We start from the raw sequence: 17,151 nt of genomic DNA on the forward strand, positions 1-17,151 counted from the left end.
GGTGTCAGGCGCGGTCGGGCCCACCGCCGGCCGCCGGTTCGGTCTCGGGGACGACGGCGGTCGCCGTGATCTCCACGAGCTGCCCGGTGTACCCGAGACAGGCCACGCCGAGCAGGGTCGAGGAGTGCGGGCCGATGCTCAGCCCCGAGGCCTCGACGACATTCCAGACCGCGGACAGCACCGCGGGCTCACCGCTGACGACGTACACGTCGGTCGACACGACATGGGCCATGTCGCTCCCCACCGCGCGCAGCTGTTCGTCGAGGTTGGCCAGTACCTGCTCGGCCTGGCGTACGGGATCGCCCGCGCCGACCAGCTTCCCGTCGGCGTCGAGCGGCACGGACCCGGCGAGGAAGGCGAGCTTCGTCCCCGCCTCGACGACGGACGCGTGCGCGTAGACGGGCGGCGCGAAGAGGCTGGGAACGGTGACGCGCTGGACCATGGGGGCTCCTGTGGGTGGGGTCCGCCGACGGGTGGCGGACAACCTGCCGATGATGCGGGTCCGGCACGGGCCCGCGCACCTCCATTACCGTCGACGGCGCGCCGGGCGCGGCGGACGCGCGGCCGACCGACGCGCGGGTGCCGGGCATGGGGCGAACCGACACGGGGGCGGAGGCACTGGGCCCGTCCCGGGCGAATAATCCTTCGAGTGATCCCCGTCGACACTGCTACGGTCACCGACGTGGCGAAACTCAATCAGATCATCGCAGTGGAGAAGGGCATCAAGTCCAAGTCCCATCAGGACCTGACGGCTGCTCATCATGGCCTGCAGAAGCCCGCGTTGCTCGCGGGCATCTCGCGGACGTACCAGCCGAAGGACGAGGAGGGCGAGCAGCTGCCGCCCGAGTCGACCCGGGTCCAGGTGCAGGCCGAGGACGTGCTGCGGGCCACCGCGGCGACCCTGACGCGGCTGTTCGACGTGACCGCCACCAAGGACTGGGCCAACTGCGCGGCGAGGGCCGATGTGGTGGTGGACGGGCGCGTACTCGTCGCCGAGGTACCGGTGTCCTATCTGCTCTTCCTCGAGAAGCAGCTCACCGATCTCAACACCTTCGTAAGGAAGTTGCCCGTCCTCGACGCCTCCGAGTCCTGGGTGCGGGATCCCTCCACGGACGCCTGGAAGACCGAGCCGGTGCGGACCCTTCGCACGAAGAAGGTCCCGCGGAACCACGTCAAGGCCGAGGCCACCGAGAAGCACCCGGCCCAGGTCGAGGTGTACTACGAGGACATTCCCGTCGGGTACTGGACGACCGTCAAGTTCTCCGGAGCCCTGCCCGCGCGGCGCGTGAACGAACTCCTCGACCGTGTCGAGAAGTTGCAGCAGGCGGTCAAGTTCGCCCGCGAGGAGGCCAACGGCGCGGATGTCGTCGACCAGCGCGTCGGCGACGCTGTCTTCGGCTACCTGTTCGCCCAGGGGTAGCCTTTGAACTCCCCGGCCACAACGCACCGCGGCCGGGGTGCGCGAGGAGCGCAAGCTGAACCTGAGGCTTGTCGTGAATGCACGGTTCCAGTGGAGGTTCGAGTCCTCCCCGCGGCACCAAGCGGCACTCCGGATCCACGGAGTGTCCACGAGCCGCGGTAGCCCAACTCGGCAGAGGCAGACCGTGATCAATCTCAGACTATTGCTCCAGACTCAGCATTCGCCGCCGATCGCCGGATCGACCGGGCCCAGGCCCCAGTACGCCGAGATGCTGGTTCAAGTCCAGTCCGCGCAGCTCGATGCGTGGTGGTCCAAAGGCAGGACGCGGCGACATAACGACTGACCTGGGTTCTCAAGCGTGCCGGCGTGCGACATGGCGGCATCTCAGGGTCCGGGGGCCGGCTACGCCCTCGGACCCGCTCCTCCTCCCTCCCGAAACTCTCCACGTCCGTCTCCCGTGGATGCTCCCGAAGCTGTCCACGCCAGTCGCCCCGTGAGTTGCTCCCGCAGCTCGCCGCGTCCGGCCACCGTGAATTGCTTCCGCAGCCCGCCACGTCCGTCCCCCGTGAAATGTCACGTCGCGGAAATCCGCGCGTTCGCTGTCCGGGGACGACGCGCACTACCCTGGTAACGACACGAGCCCGGCCGACGTCGCCCGAAGGCACCCGCCCTCGCCCGACAGGAGCCCCGTGCGCATCACCCCCCTCGCCGTACCGCCCTGGCTCGCCCATGCCCTGCGCGCCCAGCGCGGACCGGTCCCCTGGAACGCGGTCGTGCGGGGTGCGCTGGCCTCCGGGCCGTTGCTGCTCGCGGCCGTCCTGAGCGGGCGTACCTCACTCGGAGTGATCGCCGCCCTCGGCGCCATGCTGACGGGGATCAACGACCGGCCGGGCAGCCGACGGGTCGCCGTCGAACGGCTCGGGGTACCGGCCCTCGCCGGGGCCACCGGTCTGCTCATCGGTTCGTACGCCGGACAGCACACCGGCGCCGTGGCGCTCACCCTCGTTCTCACCGGGCTCGGACTGCTGGCCGGAGCCGTCAGCGCGGTCGGCCCCGTCGCCTCCGGGGCGGCGACCCAGTTGCTCGTGGGCTCGGCGATCGGGGCCGGGATGCCGTTGCCCGAACCGGGCTGGGTACGTGCGCTGCTCTTCCTCGGCGGGGCCGGCTGGCTCCTCGCGCTGCGGCTGGCGCTGCCGACGACCGCGGTGAACACCGGCGACTACCGCTTCGACGGGGAGCGGGACGCGGTCGGCGGTGTGTACGACGCCATCGCCCGGCTGCTGCTCGCCGTGGGCGGGCCCGACGCGACCCGGCGGCGCGTCGCGCTGACCGCGGCCCTCGACCACGCGCAGGACGCGCTCGACGGGCCCCGGCTGCGGCGGTACGCCAGTTCCGCTGCCGAGCGGCGACTGCACGCGCAGTACGCCGCCGCCCTGCCGCTCGCCGAGGCCGCGACCGCGCTCGCCTGGGCGGGCGAGGTCGTACCCGCACGGGCCGCGGAGGGCCCACGGCGGCTCGCCGTCGCGGTCCGCACCGGCGCCCCCACCGGGCCCCTGCCGGCGCCCGCCGTCCCCGGCGCCGGGTCCGGCCCGCCCGGCGGCACACCCGTCGTGCCCGCGCTGAGGGCCCTCCACGACGCCCTGCTGCATGCCGCCGAGACCTTCGACCGGGGCTTCGGGAACGCCCTGCACAACAGGCGGCGTACCGCTGCCTCCCTCGTCCGCACCGCGATCGGTGCCGCGGGGCGCGAGTACGGCCTCCGGGTCGCCCTCTGCTTCGGCGCGAGCGTCGCCGTGGCACAGGCCCTGCACCACGCGCGCTGGTACGGCAACCACCCGCACTGGTACTGGCTCCCCGCGACCGCCGTCTTCCTGGTCAAGCCCGATCTGGGACCGCTCGCCTCCCGCGTGCTGTGCCGTGCGGCCGGCACCGTCCTCGGCGCGGTCGTCTTCGCGGGGCTCGCTCTTCTGCTGCCGCGGCCGGAGGGGTTCGTCGCGCTGGTCGCGGTCAGCGGCGCCCTCATCCCCGTCGCCACCCGGCACTTCGCCGCGCAGACCGCCGTCGTCACGGTCCTCGTCCTCGCCCTGGTGATGGTCGGCGGTGAGCCGCAGGCTTCCTGGAACCGGATCGCGGAGACCCTGCTGGCCTGCGCGATCGTGCTGCTCGTCGGACATCTGCCGACGCTCGGCCAGCGTGGCGGGACCGTGCGGGCGAGGCTCACCCGGGCCGGCGAGGCGGCGGACGTCTATCTCGCCCATGTGCTGAGCGACGGTACGGCCCGCGACCGTACAGGCCGCTGGGTCCTGCGCCGTGAGGCCTATCGCGCGCTCGCCGAGGCCCGTGCCGCGATCGATCTCGCCGCGGCCGAACTCCCCGCCCTGGCACGGCACTCCGAGGGCACCGACGCGGTCGCGGCCACCCTGGAACGGCTCGTCGACACGGCCACGGCGTGCGCCGTGCAGCTCGACGACACCGGCCGGCTCACGCCCCGGCACACCGAGCGGATCGCCGAACTCCTCGGCGAACTGGCCGAGCGGCGCGAGCGCGCGGGACTGCGGACCGCGCCCACGCGGCCCGTCGCGGTGTGACGCTCGGGGCACGGGTGCCGTACGGCCTCGGGGACGGGACACCCGAGGGCGACCGACCGAGGAGTCGGCCGGCGGAGTGGCCGGCTCACGTGACGAGCAAGAGGACCCGCGGGGTCCGTCGCGGCTGTGCTGCTGCCTGGTGTGGACTTCGTCTCAGTACCGTCACTGCCAGAGCCGTTCACCCCATGGCAGGCGTTTAACTCTCCACAGCGGCGTGACATGGAGGTAGACGGTGAACGGGCGAATGGTGCTGGAGCGCTTTCCCGCAGGAGGACCACGCGGGTCGTGGCCCGCGGAGGAGTTCGCGCAGGCGCGCCGCCAGGAGGGCCAGGCGGCGGAGGTCGTCATGGATCTCGCCTCCGACGCGTTCCTGGTCGTCGTGGGCGGTGCCGACGGCGTCGAGTGAGGGGGCCGGGACCAGTCGCCCCCGGAGACGGGACCACTTGCCTCCGCGACCGCCGGCACCGAAGCCTCACGCGCTGATCGGGCGTGACCAGGCGGGTGTCGTGCCCGTGACCTGGCACACCGCCAGATACAAGGGGATCGGCGGGGTATATGGAAGCGTGCCATCCGGTTTGTGGATGAGCCCGGGAATCCGAGGTGCGTCCGGCACGACCGCCCCCGTGACGTAGTGGGCGGGCGTCGGCCACTCCAGGGCGACATCGGAGTCGGAGGGAACGATCCACCACCAGTGAGCCCCGTCGGCGTAGACGCAGCCCACGCGAGGCAGCCGCGACAGCAGCAACGGGCCGAGGCGGGCGGGCACCGACACCGCGTCGCAGCCCAGCGGCACGTTCATGTCCTCGGGAACGGGGAGACGCCTCGGCGGCCCGGGTTGTCGCCGTCCGCGGCTCACGCGGACCAGCGTGTCCAGGCTCAGGACCTGCGCCGCAGGCCCCGCCGCAGACGTACGGCTCACAGGCTCTCCCGATCCCGTTCTTGTTCCTGATCCTGTTCCCGGTTGTGCGCCCGACCCGGGTCCCCAGCCTGACGGGGATCGCCGTTCCGACGTGGATCCCCGTCCCCACAGGGATCCACGTCCCGCCGCCGATCCCCGTCGCCGTTCCCGTTCCGGACGGAGGGAAGCTGGGGGTTCCCCACGATTCCCGCCCCCCAGGATCCCTCCGCCCCGGTGCCCCGACCGTCGTTCGGGGGCTTCTTCGCGCTCCAGCCGAGGTCCGCCCGCGGGCCGGTGCCCGCTTCGGGCGAGCCCGGTTCGCGCCTGGTGTTTTCGGCCCGGTCTGCCGAGCGCGGGATCTCCGCCCACACCAGCAGACCGGGCCCGGTGTCCTGGGCCCCCCAGGCCCTGGACACTGCCGCGACGAGAAGCAATCCCCTCCCGTGCTCCTCGTCGGGCCGCTGCGGGGAGGGGTGCGGCTCGCCAGGAGCGCACCCCTCGTCACACACGGCTATGCGCACCACGTCGTCGGCGTCCTGCAGTTCGCAGATCACACGTTGTCCGGCGGCATGGACGATCGCGTTGGTGACCAGTTCCGAAACCACGAGGGTCGCCGTGTCACAGGTGTCCTCGCACACCGCCCAGCCGGCCAGGCGGGACCGGGCCAGGCGTCTCGCCTGTGCCACGGAGCCCGGGTGTGCGGCCAACTCGAAGCGGAACCGCCGCTCGGCGGCCGCGTGGGGGCGCTGCCCCATGGCGGCACGGAGACCGGACCGGTCTTCGGCGGCGTCTGTTCCTAACGGCGCGGACGGAATCACGCTTGCCACTATCGCGTCGCCGCGAACACTTGGCAAGACTCACTCTGAAAAATGCAGAGTGCCGTGTGACGCTGTGGGGGCGCGTGGCACACTGCTGGCAACAGCTAGCGAAGCGGCGCCAGTTGGGATCGTCGAGGCGGACGAGGAAGAACCCGGACGGCGCCGAACGGGCTGCCCGGACTCAGTGGAGGTGGGACGTGAGCGAACCGCGGTCCGCGCCGACGGTCGGCCAGGTCGTTCTCGGACGGCGGCTGCTGGACCTGCGGGAACGCGCGGGTCTCAAGCGCGAGGAGGCCGCGCGGATCCTGCGTGTCGCCCCCGCGACGGTCCGCCGGATGGAGATGGCCGAGGTCTCCCTCAAAATCCCGTACCTCCAGCTCCTGTTGAAGTCGTACGGCGTCGGAGACCAGGAGGCCGAAGCCTTCGTCCGGCTCGCGGAGGACGCCAACAAGCCCGGCTGGTGGCAGCGGTTCCACGACATCCTGCCCGACTGGTTCTCCATGCACGTCAGCCTGGAAGGCGCCGCCTCCCTGCTGCGCTCCTACGAACCGCACTTCGTTCCGGGCCTGTTGCAGACCGAGGACTACGCGCGCGGCGTCCTGAAGGCGGGAGCCATCGGGCAGACCAGGCCCGAGGACATCGAGCGCCATGTCGCGCTGCGCATGCAGCGCCAGAATCTGCTCACGCGCGAGGACGCGCCCCGGATCTGGGTGGTGATGGACGAGACGGTGCTGCGCCGCACCATCGGCGGCCCCGAGGTGATGCGCGCCCAGATCGACAAGTTGCTTCAGGCCACGAAGCTGCCCCATGTGACGTTGCAGGTGATCCCGTTCTCCTCGGGTCCGCATCCCGGCACGTACGGGCCCTTCGTGCTGTTCCGATTTGCCATGCCGGAACTCCCGGACATGGTCTACAGCGAGTACCTGACCGGCGCTGTCTACCTGGACGCGCGTTCCGAGGTGGCGACCCACCTGGAGGTCATGGACCGCATGGCGGCCCAAGCCGCTACGGCACATCGCACGAAGGAGATCCTCCGGGATCTCCGCAAGGAGCTGTGAATGGAACGCGTCACGCCGGAACGCATCAACCCGCGAATAGGCAACGTGCGCATCTACAACGGAATGCCCGCCCGTGAACTGGGCAGCGAGGGCTGGCACAAACCGTGGAGCGGAGGCAACGGCGGCAACTGCCTGGAGGCGATGAAACTCGCCGACGGTCGTATCGCCGTACGCCAGTCGGCGGACCCGGACGGTCCCGCCCTCATCTACACGCCCGGCGAGATGACCGCTTTCATCGAGGGTGCGAAAGCGGGAGAGGCGGACTTCCTTCTCTCCTGAACGACTTGCTTTCTCTTTTCCACGACTTCCCTGAATTTGGTTCCGAGTTGATCACTTACCACGGCGCGGACTTACGGAGACCGTCATGACCGGGCAGCCCCCGACCGGAATGGACACCGGTAAACCGCATCCGGCGCGGATGTACGACTGGTATCTCGGCGGCAAGGACAACTACCCCGTCGACGAGGAGATGGGCCGCCAGATGCTCGCCCTCGACCCGAGGGTGCCGGTGATGGCCCGGGTCAACCGCGCCTTCATGCACCGTGCCACACGCTGGCTGGCCCAGAACGGAGTGCGGCAGTTCCTCGACATCGGCACCGGCATCCCGACCGAGCCGAACCTGCACCAGATCGCCCAGGCCGTCGCGCCCGACGCGCGGGTCGTGTACTGCGACAACGACCCGATCGTGCTGGCCCACGCGGCAGCCCTGCTGCGCAGCTCGGACGCGGGAGCGACCGAGTACCTCCAAGCCGACGCGCGGGATCCGGAGGCCATCCTCGACGGGGCGCGGAAGGTCCTGGACTTCGGCCGGCCCGTGGCGCTCTCCCTCGTGGCGCTGCTCCACTTCGTCTCCGACGCGGACGGCGCACACGCCCTGGTCGGCCGTCTGCTGTCCGAACTGCCGTCCGGCAGCTATCTGATGGTCACCCACGCCACCGCCGACTTCACTCCCGAGGAGTCGGTCGCGGCGATCGAGAAGCTCAAGGCGGCGGGCGTCACCCTGGCGCTGCGCTCCCGCGCGGAGTTCACCCGCTTCTTCGACGGCCTCGACCTGGTCGAGCCGGGCGTCGCGGTGGTCCACGAGTGGCACCCGGAACTGGGTGAACCGGTCCCGGGTCAGGAGGACGGGGTCATCCCCGGATACGGAGCGGTGGCACGCAAACCGTAGGCCGCTCAAGGCGCGACGGTCCGAAGGTGCGACGGGCGCGACCGTCCGCGCGCGGTCCGTGCTACGCGGTCATGGGGCGGTCGTACGGTCCGATCGGTGCCGGCAGACGCGAGCGGGCCGCCCCGCTGAGTGCCCGGTCCACCGCCGCGGCGACCGCCCGGCCCTCGGCGATGGCCCACACCACCAGCGACTGCCCGCGCGCCGCGTCCCCCGCCGCGTACACCCCGGGAACGTTCGTGCCGAAGTCGGCGCCGCGGGCGATCGTGCCGCGCGGTTCGAGTTCCAGCCTCAGCTGGTCGATCACACCGTCGTGCGGGTCCGGGCCGGAGAAGCCGAGTGCGAGCAGGACGAGGTCGGCGGGCAGGGTCCGCGCGGAGTCGGGGATCGGGCGGCGCACCTCGTCGACCTCGACGAGACGCAGCGAGCGCACCCGGCCGTCCGCGTCCCCCTCGAACCGGAGCGTGGACGCGGCGAAGAGCCGGGCGTCCGCGTCGGCGGCGGGGGCCGTGCCCAGCGCGCCGGCTTCCTCGTGCGCGGCGGAGAGCCGGTAGATCTTCGGATACGTCGGCCACGGCTCGGCGTCCTCGTCGCGCTCGGCCTCCGGCTGCGGATAGATGTCGAGCTGGGTCACGGAAGCGGCGCCCTCTCGCACCGCCGTCCCCAGACAGTCGGCGCCGGTGTCACCGCCGCCGACGATCACCACATGCCTGCCCGCCGCGGACAACGGGGAGACCTCCAGATCCCCCTCGCACACCCGGTCGGCCAGCGGAAGGTACTCCATCGCCTGATGGATGCCGGACAACTGTCTGCCGGGTACGTCCAGTTCGCGCCAGGCGGTGGCGCCGAGCGCCAGAATCACGGCGTCGTAGCGGGCCTTGAGCTCGGCCGCCCCGATGTCGGTTCCGATCGCCGTCGATGTGCGGAACTTGGTTCCCTCCGCTCGCATCTGGGCCAGCCGACGGTCCAGATGCCGCTTCTCCATCTTGAACGCGGGGATTCCGTACCGCAGCAGACCGCCGATCCGGTCCGCTCGTTCGTACACGGCCACCGTATGACCGGCCCGGGTCAACTGCTGTGCCGCGGCGAGCCCGGTGGGCCCCGACCCGACGACCGCGACCGTCCGCCCCGAGAGGCGGTCCGGCGGACTCGGTGGTGTGAACCCGTCCTCCCAGGCGCGGTCGGCGATAGCCACCTCGACGTTCTTGATGGTGACCGCCGGCTGGTTGATCGCCAGCACACAGCCCGCCTCGCACGGAGCGGGGCACAACCGCCCGGTGAACTCGGGGAAGTTGTTCGTGGCGTGCAGCCGGTCGCTAGCCGCCCGCCAGTCGTCGCGCGAGACGAGGTCGTTCCACTCGGGGATCAGATTGCCCAGGGGACACGCGTCGTGACAGAAGGGGATGCCGCAGTCCATGCAGCGGTCGGCCTGTTTCTCGATGATCGGCAGCAGGCTTCCGGGAACGTACACCTCGTTCCAGTCCCGTACCCGCTCCGGGATCGGCCGGCGCGGATACTCCTGGCGTGGTGTGGTCAAGAAACCCTTGGGATCGGCCATGGCCGTCTCCCTCATGGACGCGTACGAGGGGGTACAGCTGCACGGACATCGGCCGTCCTCGGCCACGGAATCCGGGCAGCACCCCTTTCCAGCCACGATACGTCGCCCGCGCACCCGCCGCCGCCCCGGACGACAACGGGCCGAGGATTCGGACCCGGGCGGTCGCGGGCGGGGCGGGGCGGCGCGACGCACCGGGGCAGGGGAGGGACGCAGGGCTCAGGCGAGGGCGAGCGCGTAGGACACCGCAGCCGCGGCCGAGGCGGCGGTGCGGACGTGGTTCCACATCGTCCACTGGCGCACGAATACGGGCCAGTAGGCGGCGGCCTCCGGGGTTTCGGGGTCCAGCTTCAGCAGCGCGTCGTTACGCGGGACGTTCGCCGCGATCGTCACCCCGAACGCCCCGAACAGGTACAGCGCGCTGCCGAGCAGCAACTCCACCGTCCCGTCGTCCGGCAGCAGCACGAACGTCACCACCGCCAGCACCGAGCTCAGTACCGCCGACCCGATGAACACCACCATGAACGGGGGACGGACCGCGGCGACGTTGATCGCGTTCATCGCGGCGACTCCCTGCGACGGCGGCAGCTGGGCGAGGGCTCTCATCACGAAGGTCGAGAAGCCGCAGAACACCCCGGCCATCAGCCCACAGCCGAGCACCCCCAGCAGGGTCAGCACGAAATACGGTCCATCGATCATGTCCACTCCCGTGTCGAACCGGCCGGAGCCAGGATCCTGCACAGCGCCGGCCGTCATCTCAAGCGAAATCCCCCACGCCGACAACGGCCATGGCCGAGCGCCGCACACCCATGCGCGACCGTCTCCGCCGGCCCGCCCTCCGTCCCCTCACGCTCCGGCCGACCGCCCGCGACGCCCGCCGGCCGTCTCCTCACATCGCCGCCGACCGCCCCGCCCCGCGACGCCCGCCGACCGTCCGATCGCACGGCAGCCGACACCCCGCGACGGTTGCCGGCCGTCCGACCGCACCCGCGTGAACCCTTCGCTCGTACCTGGCTCTTACCCCGTGCGAGCCCTCGAGCCTTCCTGCTCCCACACGCCCGCGCGAGCCCTCGCTCGTCACCCGCGCCCGCACCGGGTGCCCCTTCGCTCACGCCTGTGCGGTGACGTCGTCACGCCATTCCCAGAGCCTCGTGTCCACCGTCGCCGCGATCCGGCGGCGTGCCTCGTGACGCGAGACACCGCTCATCAGCAGATGGTCGTACGGGGTCTCCGTGTGCCGTACCGACGCGCGGACCGCCGCGGTCACCGCCGCCTCGGACAGCGCGCGGCCCGCCGAGCTGCGCCCGACCCGCCCGCTGCCGCGCACCGAGGCGTGTGCGGCGATCGCTCGTGCCCGGTCGGCCGGACAGGCCGGGAACAGCCGGGATATCTCCCGCGCGAACGCCTCCGTGAAGCGGACGTCCTCCGCCTCCCGGCGCCGCGCGTCCCGTGCCCGGCGTCGCCGCCGTGCCTCCGCGTCCGCCAGACACCGCTCCTCTGCCAGGGCGAGCGCCGCCTCCTCGACCATGACGCCCTGCCGCTCGTAGCGCCCCCGTCGCCGGTTGAACCGCACGACCACCGCCGACAGCGTGCTGCCCTCCCGCGATCTGCGCGTCAGCGCCGTGTCGCCGCGCGGCAGGAACACCAGGTGTCCGAGATCCGCACAGTCCAGACATCGAGGCGCCCCCTCCTCCAGCACCAGCAGCGGGAGCGGCCCGCTCCGGCACTCGACACAGTGCCGCTTCCTGAGCGGCTGGACGACGAGGAGTCCGTTCCGGCGCGGGGGCTCAGCGATCGGTGCCATACGCGGTTCCTTCCCCGGACGGATGCCACATCTACGCCGTCGGGCGATACCCGTGTACGACGCACGCCCCGGTGGCCCGCTGCCCTCCACGTCCGCTCGCGGCCCGACGCACCGGTCGGGTTCCCTCACGCGCGCGGCATCATGGGGCCTGTGCGACTCGAAGCGATCACCTGGGAACGGCTCGGCGACCACCTCGCCGATCGTCTGCTCGACCTGAAACCGCAGGACGGCAGCCCCTGGCCACGCGTCGCCTTCGACGGAGCGCCGGCCGCCGGCACCGGCGAGCTCGCCCAGCGCGTCTTCGAGGCGCTGCGGGTACGCGGCCGTCCCTCGCTGGTCGTCGGCGTGCAGGACTTCCTGCGTCCCGCGTCGGTCCGGCTCGAACACGGTCACCAGGACGTCGAGGCCTACTACGACGGCTGGTTCGACACCGGCGCCCTGTGGCGCGAGGTCTTCGGCCCCCTCGAACCCGGCGGCGACGGCAGGGTCCTGCCCGACCTCCGGGACCCCGTCACCGACCGGGCCACCCGCAGTCCGTACGTCCAACTCCCGCCCGGTGGAATTCTGTTGCTTCACGGCCCCCTCCTGCTGCGTCACTGGTTCCCGTTCGACCTCAGCGTCCACACACTCCTTTCTCCGGGTGCCCTCAGGCGCCGTACCCCCGAGGCGGAGCACTGGACACTGCCCGCGTTCGCCCTCTACGAGAGGGAGGTGGGTCCGGACGCCGCCGCCGACGTCCTCGTACGGGCGGACGACCCCCGTCACCCGGCCTGGAACGGCTGACCGGGGACCCGGATCCACGGATCTCCAGGTGCGTGGCCCCTGGGACGCGGCGAGAATAAAGGGCGCCGGGACTAGCGGTGTGTTCCGCGCCGCGCCGGCCGTCCGGCACCGGGAGGTACTCCATGACCACCGCCGGAGACATCATGCACCGTGGTGCCCAGTGGATCCCCGCCCACGAGACCCTGGACCGCGCCGCCCAGCTGATGCGCGAGCTCAACGTGGGCGCGCTGCCCATCAGCGACCAGGACGAACGCCTCTGCGGCATTCTCACGGACCGCGACATCGTCGTCGGCTGTGTGGCCATGGGCCATGACCCCGCGCAGGTCACCGCGGGTGAGATGGCCAAGGGCACACCGCGTTGGATCGACGCGGGCGCCGATGTCGGCGAAGTGCTCCAGGAGATGAAGGGGCACCAGATCCGCCGGCTTCCGGTGATCGAGGACAAACGACTGGTCGGCATGATCAGCGAGGCCGACCTCGCCCAGCACCTCAGCGACGAACAACTCGCCGCGTGGGTCGAGAGTGTCTACGCGAGGGGCGCGGGCAGCGCGACGGGATGACCGGACGGTCCTCCGGCCCGCACCACCCCGACCGACCGACCGGCCGGACGTGCCGGCGAGGCAGATGTCAGAGCCAGCCGTTGCGCCGGAACCCTCGGTAGAGGATGAGGCAGCCGACGGATATGACGCCGATGACGATGGGGTAACCGAACCTCCAGTGCAGTTCGGGCATGTTGTCGAAGTTCATGCCGTAGACGCCGCAGACCATGGTGGGGACGGCGATGACCGCCGCCCATGCCGTGATCTTCCGCATGTCCTCGTTCTGCGCCACCGTCACCTGCGCGAGATGCGCCTGCAGGATCGAGTTGAGCAGTTCGTCGAAGGCGGCTATCTGCTCGGTGACCCGCAGCAGATGGTCGGAGACGTCACGGAAGTACGCCTGTATCTCCGGGTCGACCACGCGGGTCGGCCGGGTCGCCAGCTCCTGGACGGGCCGGGCGAGCGGGACCACGGACCGCTTCAGTTCGAGGAGTTCACGCTTGAGCTGGTAGATGCGGCCCGCGTCGGCGCGTGCGCCGTTCGGAGCGAACACGTCGGCCTCGACCTGGTCGATGTCCGCCTGGACGGAGTCCGCGACGCTCACGAACTCGTCGACCACATGGTCCGCGACCGCGTGCAGGACCGCGGCCGGCCCCTTGGACAACTGCTGTGCGTCGGACTCCAGTTCCTCGCGCAGCGGGCCCAGGGATCCGTGGCGTCCGTGCCGCACGGTGATGACGAAGTCCGGACCGACGAACACCATGATCTCGCCGGTGTTCACCACCTCACTGGTCGCCGTCAACTCCTTGTGCTCCACGTAGCAGACCGTTTTGAACACCGCGAACAGCGTGTCGCCGTACCACTCCAGCTTCGGACGCTGATGAGCCTCCACCGCGTCCTCGACGGCCAGGGGATGCAGGTCGAAGAGCTCCGCGATGTCCGCGAACTCGACGTCGGTCGGTTCGTGCAGTCCGAGCCAGACGAATCCCTGGTCGCGTTTGCGGATCCGCTGCACGGTGTCCACCAGATCGCGGCCCTCGGGGATGCGCACGCCGTCCCGGTACGCCACACAGTTCACCACCGAGGAGCCCAGCGGAGACCGGGCGGGGTGACTCAGGTCGACACGGCGGTTCCGCCGTGTCAGCCGTGCCACTCTGCGGAGGCCGTCGACCGCGCCGAGAGCCGTCACCCTCCGCAAATTCCCTGCCATGGACATCTGGATCTCCTCGCGTGGATCTCCCCGGGCCGCACTTTGCGCCTGGCACGCCAGTGTGCCAGGCCTGGTCGGACACCGGAAAAACCTGTGGGAACGGAGCATTCCGTTCCGGTGTGCGGACGGCTCGGACAGACGCGGCGGGACGGACCCCTCGCGCAACGTCCATGCTGACTACGGGAGCGTCGACGATCCACGATGAGCAGGTCGACTGGGATGATCTCCTCATGACGCGAGCCGACGGGTATCTCCTCGACAACCAGCAGACGGAGGCGGGCCGGCGTTTCGAGGCCCTCGCCACTCTCTTCGACCCCACGACGTTCCGGCACTTGGAGCGCTTCGGCGTCGGGTCCGGCTGGCGCTGCTGGGAGGTCGGGGCAGGGGGCACGTCCGTCGTGTCCTGGCTGGCAAAGAAGGTGGGGCCGACGGGGAAGGTCGTCGCCACCGACATCGACACCTCGTGGGCGGCCTCCGTGGCACGCTCGCCCGTCGAGGTCCGCGTCCACGACGTGGGCGCCGAGGAACCGCCGGGGGAGGGTTTCGACCTCGTGCACGCCCGGCTCGTACTGGTCCACGTGCCTGACCGGGAGCGCGCGTTGCAGTCGATGATCAAAGCCCTGCGGCCCGGCGGCAGGCTCCTCGTCGAGGACGCGGATCCGTCCCTGCAGCCGCTGCTCTGCCCCGAGGAGTACGGCCCCGAGCAGCAGCTCGCGAACCGGCTGCGCCAGGGCTTTCGCTCGCTGCTCGCCGATCGAGGTGCCGACCTCGCCTACGGCCGCAAGCTCCCGAGGCTGCTCCGGGACGCCGGGCTGCGGGGTGTGGAGGCCGACGCGTACTTCCCCGTCACCTCAGCCGCCTGCGAGGCCCTGGAGTCCGCCACGGTCCGTCAGATCCGCGACCAGCTCGTCACCGCAGGCCTGGCAACCCAGGAGGAGATCGACCAGCACCTCGCGAACGTCGCCACCGGGTCCATGGACCTGGCGACCGCGCCGATGATCTCGGCCTGGGGGCGCAAGAACTGAGCGAGGGCGAGGACGGCGAGCCAGGTCGGTCGCACGTGTACGTCGTCGCGTGGCCGAGGCGTTCAGCGGCCGCGTGTCTCCTCCCCTTGGCCTCGCCCGGCACTTCCCGTGGGCGGTCGTCCGCCGACCCGTTCCACTGCCTTCGCGCCAGCCGCGCACCCTGCCCCCGCCGCCTCTTCGGGGCCGGCGCCCATGAGCAGTGCCGCGAGGAACGCGCCGGTGAACGCGTCACCGGCGCCCGTCGTGTCCCGCGGCGTCGCCCGCAGCGCCGGGACATGGGCCCGGACGGATCCGGAACGGGCGACCACGGCGCCGTCACTCCCCAGCTTGGCGACGACCAGGGGGAAATGGCGGCTCAGCTTGGCGGCCGCGTCGGCCGGATCGGGCAGCCCGGTCAGCAGGCACGCCTCGTCACGGCTGGGCAGCAGGACGTCCACGCCCGCGCAGAGTTCGAGAAAGCGGTCCACGCCCAGTTCGGTGAGGAATCCCGCCGACGCCGGGTCGACGCTCACCGGCACACCACACGCCCGCGTCGACTCCAGCACCGCGGACACCAGAGCCCGGCTCGGCCCGGAGAAGAACAGGTAGCCCGACAGGTGCAGCCGCGCGACCCCGTCGAGCAGCGAGGGCGACCAGTCGCCCGGTGCCAGCCGCAGTGACGCCCCGCTGTCCGTGAGGAACGTACGCTCCCCCGACGCACCGCCGTCCACCAGGCAGATCACCGTCCCGGTCGGCACCTTCGGATCCGTCACCAGGAGAGGCCGCACGCCGCTCGCCGTGAGTTCGCGTTCGTGCCACGCGGCGGCGTCGATGCCCACCCGGCCGAGCAGCCGTACGTCGGCGCAGCCCTCGTGCACGGCCCAGCACGCGACATTGGCGCCCGCGCCGCCCGGTACGGTCCGGATGGCGGCGACCGTGTCGGTGCCGGCCGCCAGCGGTCCGCGATGCCGGGCGACGACATCCGTGACCACGTCCCCGACGACGAGCAGAGCGCCTTCGGCGAGGCCGCCTCGGTCAGCAGCCTCGCCACCGCCGGCCTGGACGCCCCGGGCCGTGTCGCTCACGCCCCCGCCCAGGCCGCCGCGATCCGTCCCGCCAGGCGCACGTTGCCGCGAACCGCCGCCAGATTGGCGGCGAGTGAGGCGCCGTCCGTGTGCCGGACCAGATAGGCGAGCAGGAACGGAGTCACCGCCTGTCCTGTCACACCCTCCGACTCGCACGCGCGCAGCGCCTCGGCGAGCACGCGCGCGTGCAGCACGGGATCGAGCTGCTCCTCCTCGGGGACGGGGTTCGCGACGACGAGCGACGAGTCGGGGGCGTGCAGTGCGTCCTGGGCGCGCATCACCTCCGCGACCTGCTCGGGGGAGCCGAGGGTCCAGTCCACGGGGTGCCCCGAGTCGGACAGATAGAAGCCGGGGAACCGGTCCGTGCCGTACCCGGCCACCGCCACGCCCAGCGTCTCCAGGCGCTGCAGTGTCGCGGGCACGTCCAGGATCGACTTGACCCCGGCGCACACCACCGTGATGCGGGTACGTGCCAACAGGCCCAGATCGGCGGACTCGTCCTGGGTCACCGTCCACTCGCGGTGCACACCGCCGAGCCCTCCCGTCGCGAACACCCGCACCCCCGCGCGGGCCGCCAGAAGTGCGGTCGCGGACACGGTCGTCGCCCCGCTCGCCCCCGCGGCCACCGCGAGGGGCAGGTCACGGTGGCCCAGCTTGCGGATGCCGTCCTCGTTCGCGACCCGCTCCAGCTGGCCCTTGTCCAGGCCTACGTGAGGCCGGCCGTCGAGCACGGCGATCGTCGCGGGTACGGCGCCCTCCTCGCGGACGACCTCCTCCAGTTCGAGGGCGACCTGCAGATTGCGCGGGCGCGGCAGCCCGTGGGCGATGATCGTGGACTCCAGGGCCACCACCGGCCGACGCGCGTCGAGCGCCTCCCGCACCTCTTCGGACGTCACGATCACGCGCCTGCCTCCTGTTGTCGGTCGACGTTCCCCTCCCTGATCTCTGGCGAGCGGCACGCCCGGCCAAACCCTTGCGACCCGCGGCGTACGGCACTCGCGCCAGGGGGTACGACGGACAACTCGCCACGACTCGGCCATGTCGTCGTGCGGACAGGCGATCCGGCCGCCTCGGCAGACTTCCATGAAACGGCCGTCGGTGGCCTCCTCCGTCCCGGGAAAAAGGGGGGCACTCCATATGTGCGGGAGCGGGACCTTCGAACCGGCTTCGATACGGCCGGGCGGGGCGACCCTCGGCGCACCGAGTGGAGGGCAAGCCCTTAGG

General features: G+C 71.4%; 18 protein-coding genes. 9 read left to right on the top strand and 9 right to left on the bottom strand.

The features are described 5' to 3' along the window. Nucleotides 1-4 precede the first annotated feature (4 nt). Nucleotides 5-442 (bottom strand): RidA family protein, encoded by a 438-nt coding sequence (locus OG780_RS30765; protein ID WP_328453642.1) that lies wholly within the window; start codon nucleotides 440-442, stop codon nucleotides 5-7. Nucleotides 443-682: 240 nt separating this feature from the next. Here OG780_RS30765 and OG780_RS30770 point away from each other — a divergent pair, with 240 nt between their 5' ends. The 3 genes from OG780_RS30770 to OG780_RS30780 all read left to right on the top strand — a co-directional run bounded on the left by OG780_RS30770 (nucleotide 683) and on the right by OG780_RS30780 (nucleotide 4,414). Then, nucleotides 683-1,420: a DUF7873 family protein gene (locus OG780_RS30770; protein WP_261703435.1), complete on the top strand. Its 738-nt coding sequence runs from the start codon at nucleotides 683-685 to the stop codon at nucleotides 1,418-1,420. A gap of 689 nt (nucleotides 1,421-2,109) precedes the next feature. Continuing rightward, nucleotides 2,110-4,008 carry an FUSC family protein gene (locus tag OG780_RS30775; RefSeq protein ID WP_443062236.1) on the top strand — a complete coding sequence of 633 codons (1,899 nt, stop codon included), beginning with the start codon at nucleotides 2,110-2,112 and terminating at the stop codon, nucleotides 4,006-4,008. Between the two features lie 232 nt (nucleotides 4,009-4,240). Further along, nucleotides 4,241-4,414, top strand: coding sequence for a hypothetical protein (locus OG780_RS30780; RefSeq protein ID WP_261703432.1), 174 nt, complete (start codon nucleotides 4,241-4,243; stop codon nucleotides 4,412-4,414). Nucleotides 4,415-4,480: 66 nt separating this feature from the next. On the opposite strand, the gene OG780_RS30785 is transcribed toward OG780_RS30780, so the two are convergent. Both OG780_RS30785 and OG780_RS30790 read right to left on the bottom strand, forming a co-directional pair. Continuing rightward, nucleotides 4,481-4,927, bottom strand: a complete 447-nt coding sequence (locus OG780_RS30785) for a hypothetical protein (RefSeq protein WP_328453646.1) — start codon at nucleotides 4,925-4,927, stop codon at nucleotides 4,481-4,483. Then, nucleotides 4,924-5,661 carry an ATP-binding protein gene (locus OG780_RS30790; RefSeq protein WP_328453647.1) on the bottom strand — a complete coding sequence of 246 codons (738 nt, stop codon included), beginning with the start codon at nucleotides 5,659-5,661 and terminating at the stop codon, nucleotides 4,924-4,926. Before OG780_RS30790 ends, OG780_RS30785 begins: the two co-directional genes overlap by 4 nt. A gap of 260 nt (nucleotides 5,662-5,921) precedes the next feature. Between OG780_RS30790 and OG780_RS30795 the strand changes: the two genes are divergently transcribed. The 3 genes from OG780_RS30795 to OG780_RS30805 all read left to right on the top strand — a co-directional run bounded on the left by OG780_RS30795 (nucleotide 5,922) and on the right by OG780_RS30805 (nucleotide 7,950). Further along, complete coding sequence (locus OG780_RS30795) at nucleotides 5,922-6,782, top strand: helix-turn-helix domain-containing protein (protein WP_328453649.1); 861 nt, start codon at nucleotides 5,922-5,924, stop codon at nucleotides 6,780-6,782. Further along, the gene (locus tag OG780_RS30800; protein WP_326788416.1) at nucleotides 6,783-7,061 is read left to right on the top strand and encodes a DUF397 domain-containing protein; all 279 of its coding nucleotides are present in this window, start codon (nucleotides 6,783-6,785) and stop codon (nucleotides 7,059-7,061) included. A gap of 85 nt (nucleotides 7,062-7,146) precedes the next feature. After that, nucleotides 7,147-7,950, top strand: a complete 804-nt coding sequence (locus OG780_RS30805) for an SAM-dependent methyltransferase (protein ID WP_328453651.1) — start codon at nucleotides 7,147-7,149, stop codon at nucleotides 7,948-7,950. A 61-nt stretch (nucleotides 7,951-8,011) separates the two neighbouring features. Here the strand turns inward: OG780_RS30805 and OG780_RS30810 are convergent, their stop codons facing one another. The 3 genes from OG780_RS30810 to OG780_RS30820 form a co-directional block, all read right to left on the bottom strand. After that, nucleotides 8,012-9,505, bottom strand: a complete 1,494-nt coding sequence (locus OG780_RS30810) for a glutamate synthase subunit beta (RefSeq protein WP_328453653.1) — start codon at nucleotides 9,503-9,505, stop codon at nucleotides 8,012-8,014. Nucleotides 9,506-9,721: 216 nt separating this feature from the next. Continuing rightward, complete coding sequence (locus tag OG780_RS30815) at nucleotides 9,722-10,201, bottom strand: anthrone oxygenase family protein (protein ID WP_326788419.1); 480 nt, start codon at nucleotides 10,199-10,201, stop codon at nucleotides 9,722-9,724. A 409-nt stretch (nucleotides 10,202-10,610) separates the two neighbouring features. Next, a complete protein-coding gene (locus OG780_RS30820) occupies nucleotides 10,611-11,306 on the bottom strand; it encodes a DUF2293 domain-containing protein (RefSeq protein ID WP_328453655.1) in 696 nt (231 codons plus the stop codon). A gap of 141 nt (nucleotides 11,307-11,447) precedes the next feature. Here OG780_RS30820 and OG780_RS30825 point away from each other — a divergent pair, with 141 nt between their 5' ends. Next, nucleotides 11,448-12,089 carry a uridine kinase gene (locus tag OG780_RS30825; protein WP_328453657.1) on the top strand — a complete coding sequence of 214 codons (642 nt, stop codon included), beginning with the start codon at nucleotides 11,448-11,450 and terminating at the stop codon, nucleotides 12,087-12,089. A gap of 122 nt (nucleotides 12,090-12,211) precedes the next feature. Next, the gene (locus tag OG780_RS30830; protein WP_326788422.1) at nucleotides 12,212-12,649 is read left to right on the top strand and encodes a CBS domain-containing protein; all 438 of its coding nucleotides are present in this window, start codon (nucleotides 12,212-12,214) and stop codon (nucleotides 12,647-12,649) included. A 67-nt stretch (nucleotides 12,650-12,716) separates the two neighbouring features. Here OG780_RS30830 and OG780_RS30835 read toward each other — a convergent pair whose 3' ends face one another. Beyond that, nucleotides 12,717-13,844, bottom strand: coding sequence for a magnesium and cobalt transport protein CorA (locus OG780_RS30835; RefSeq protein WP_328453658.1), 1,128 nt, complete (start codon nucleotides 13,842-13,844; stop codon nucleotides 12,717-12,719). A gap of 224 nt (nucleotides 13,845-14,068) precedes the next feature. On the opposite strand from OG780_RS30835, the gene OG780_RS30840 reads away from it, so the two are divergent. Further along, the gene (locus tag OG780_RS30840; protein WP_328453660.1) at nucleotides 14,069-14,863 is read left to right on the top strand and encodes a methyltransferase domain-containing protein; all 795 of its coding nucleotides are present in this window, start codon (nucleotides 14,069-14,071) and stop codon (nucleotides 14,861-14,863) included. 62 nt (nucleotides 14,864-14,925) lie between these two features. Here the strand turns inward: OG780_RS30840 and OG780_RS30845 are convergent, their stop codons facing one another. Together OG780_RS30845 and OG780_RS30850 are read right to left on the bottom strand one after the other, a co-directional pair. After that, the gene (locus OG780_RS30845; RefSeq protein ID WP_328458500.1) at nucleotides 14,926-15,852 is read right to left on the bottom strand and encodes a carbohydrate kinase family protein; all 927 of its coding nucleotides are present in this window, start codon (nucleotides 15,850-15,852) and stop codon (nucleotides 14,926-14,928) included. 71 nt (nucleotides 15,853-15,923) lie between these two features. Then, a complete protein-coding gene (locus OG780_RS30850) occupies nucleotides 15,924-16,829 on the bottom strand; it encodes a pseudouridine-5'-phosphate glycosidase (protein WP_328453662.1) in 906 nt (301 codons plus the stop codon). Nucleotides 16,830-17,151 lie beyond the last annotated feature (322 nt).

This window comes from Streptomyces sp. NBC_00386 (genome assembly GCF_036063235.1).
In the GTDB taxonomy this organism is placed as follows: domain Bacteria; phylum Actinomycetota; class Actinomycetes; order Streptomycetales; family Streptomycetaceae; genus Streptomyces.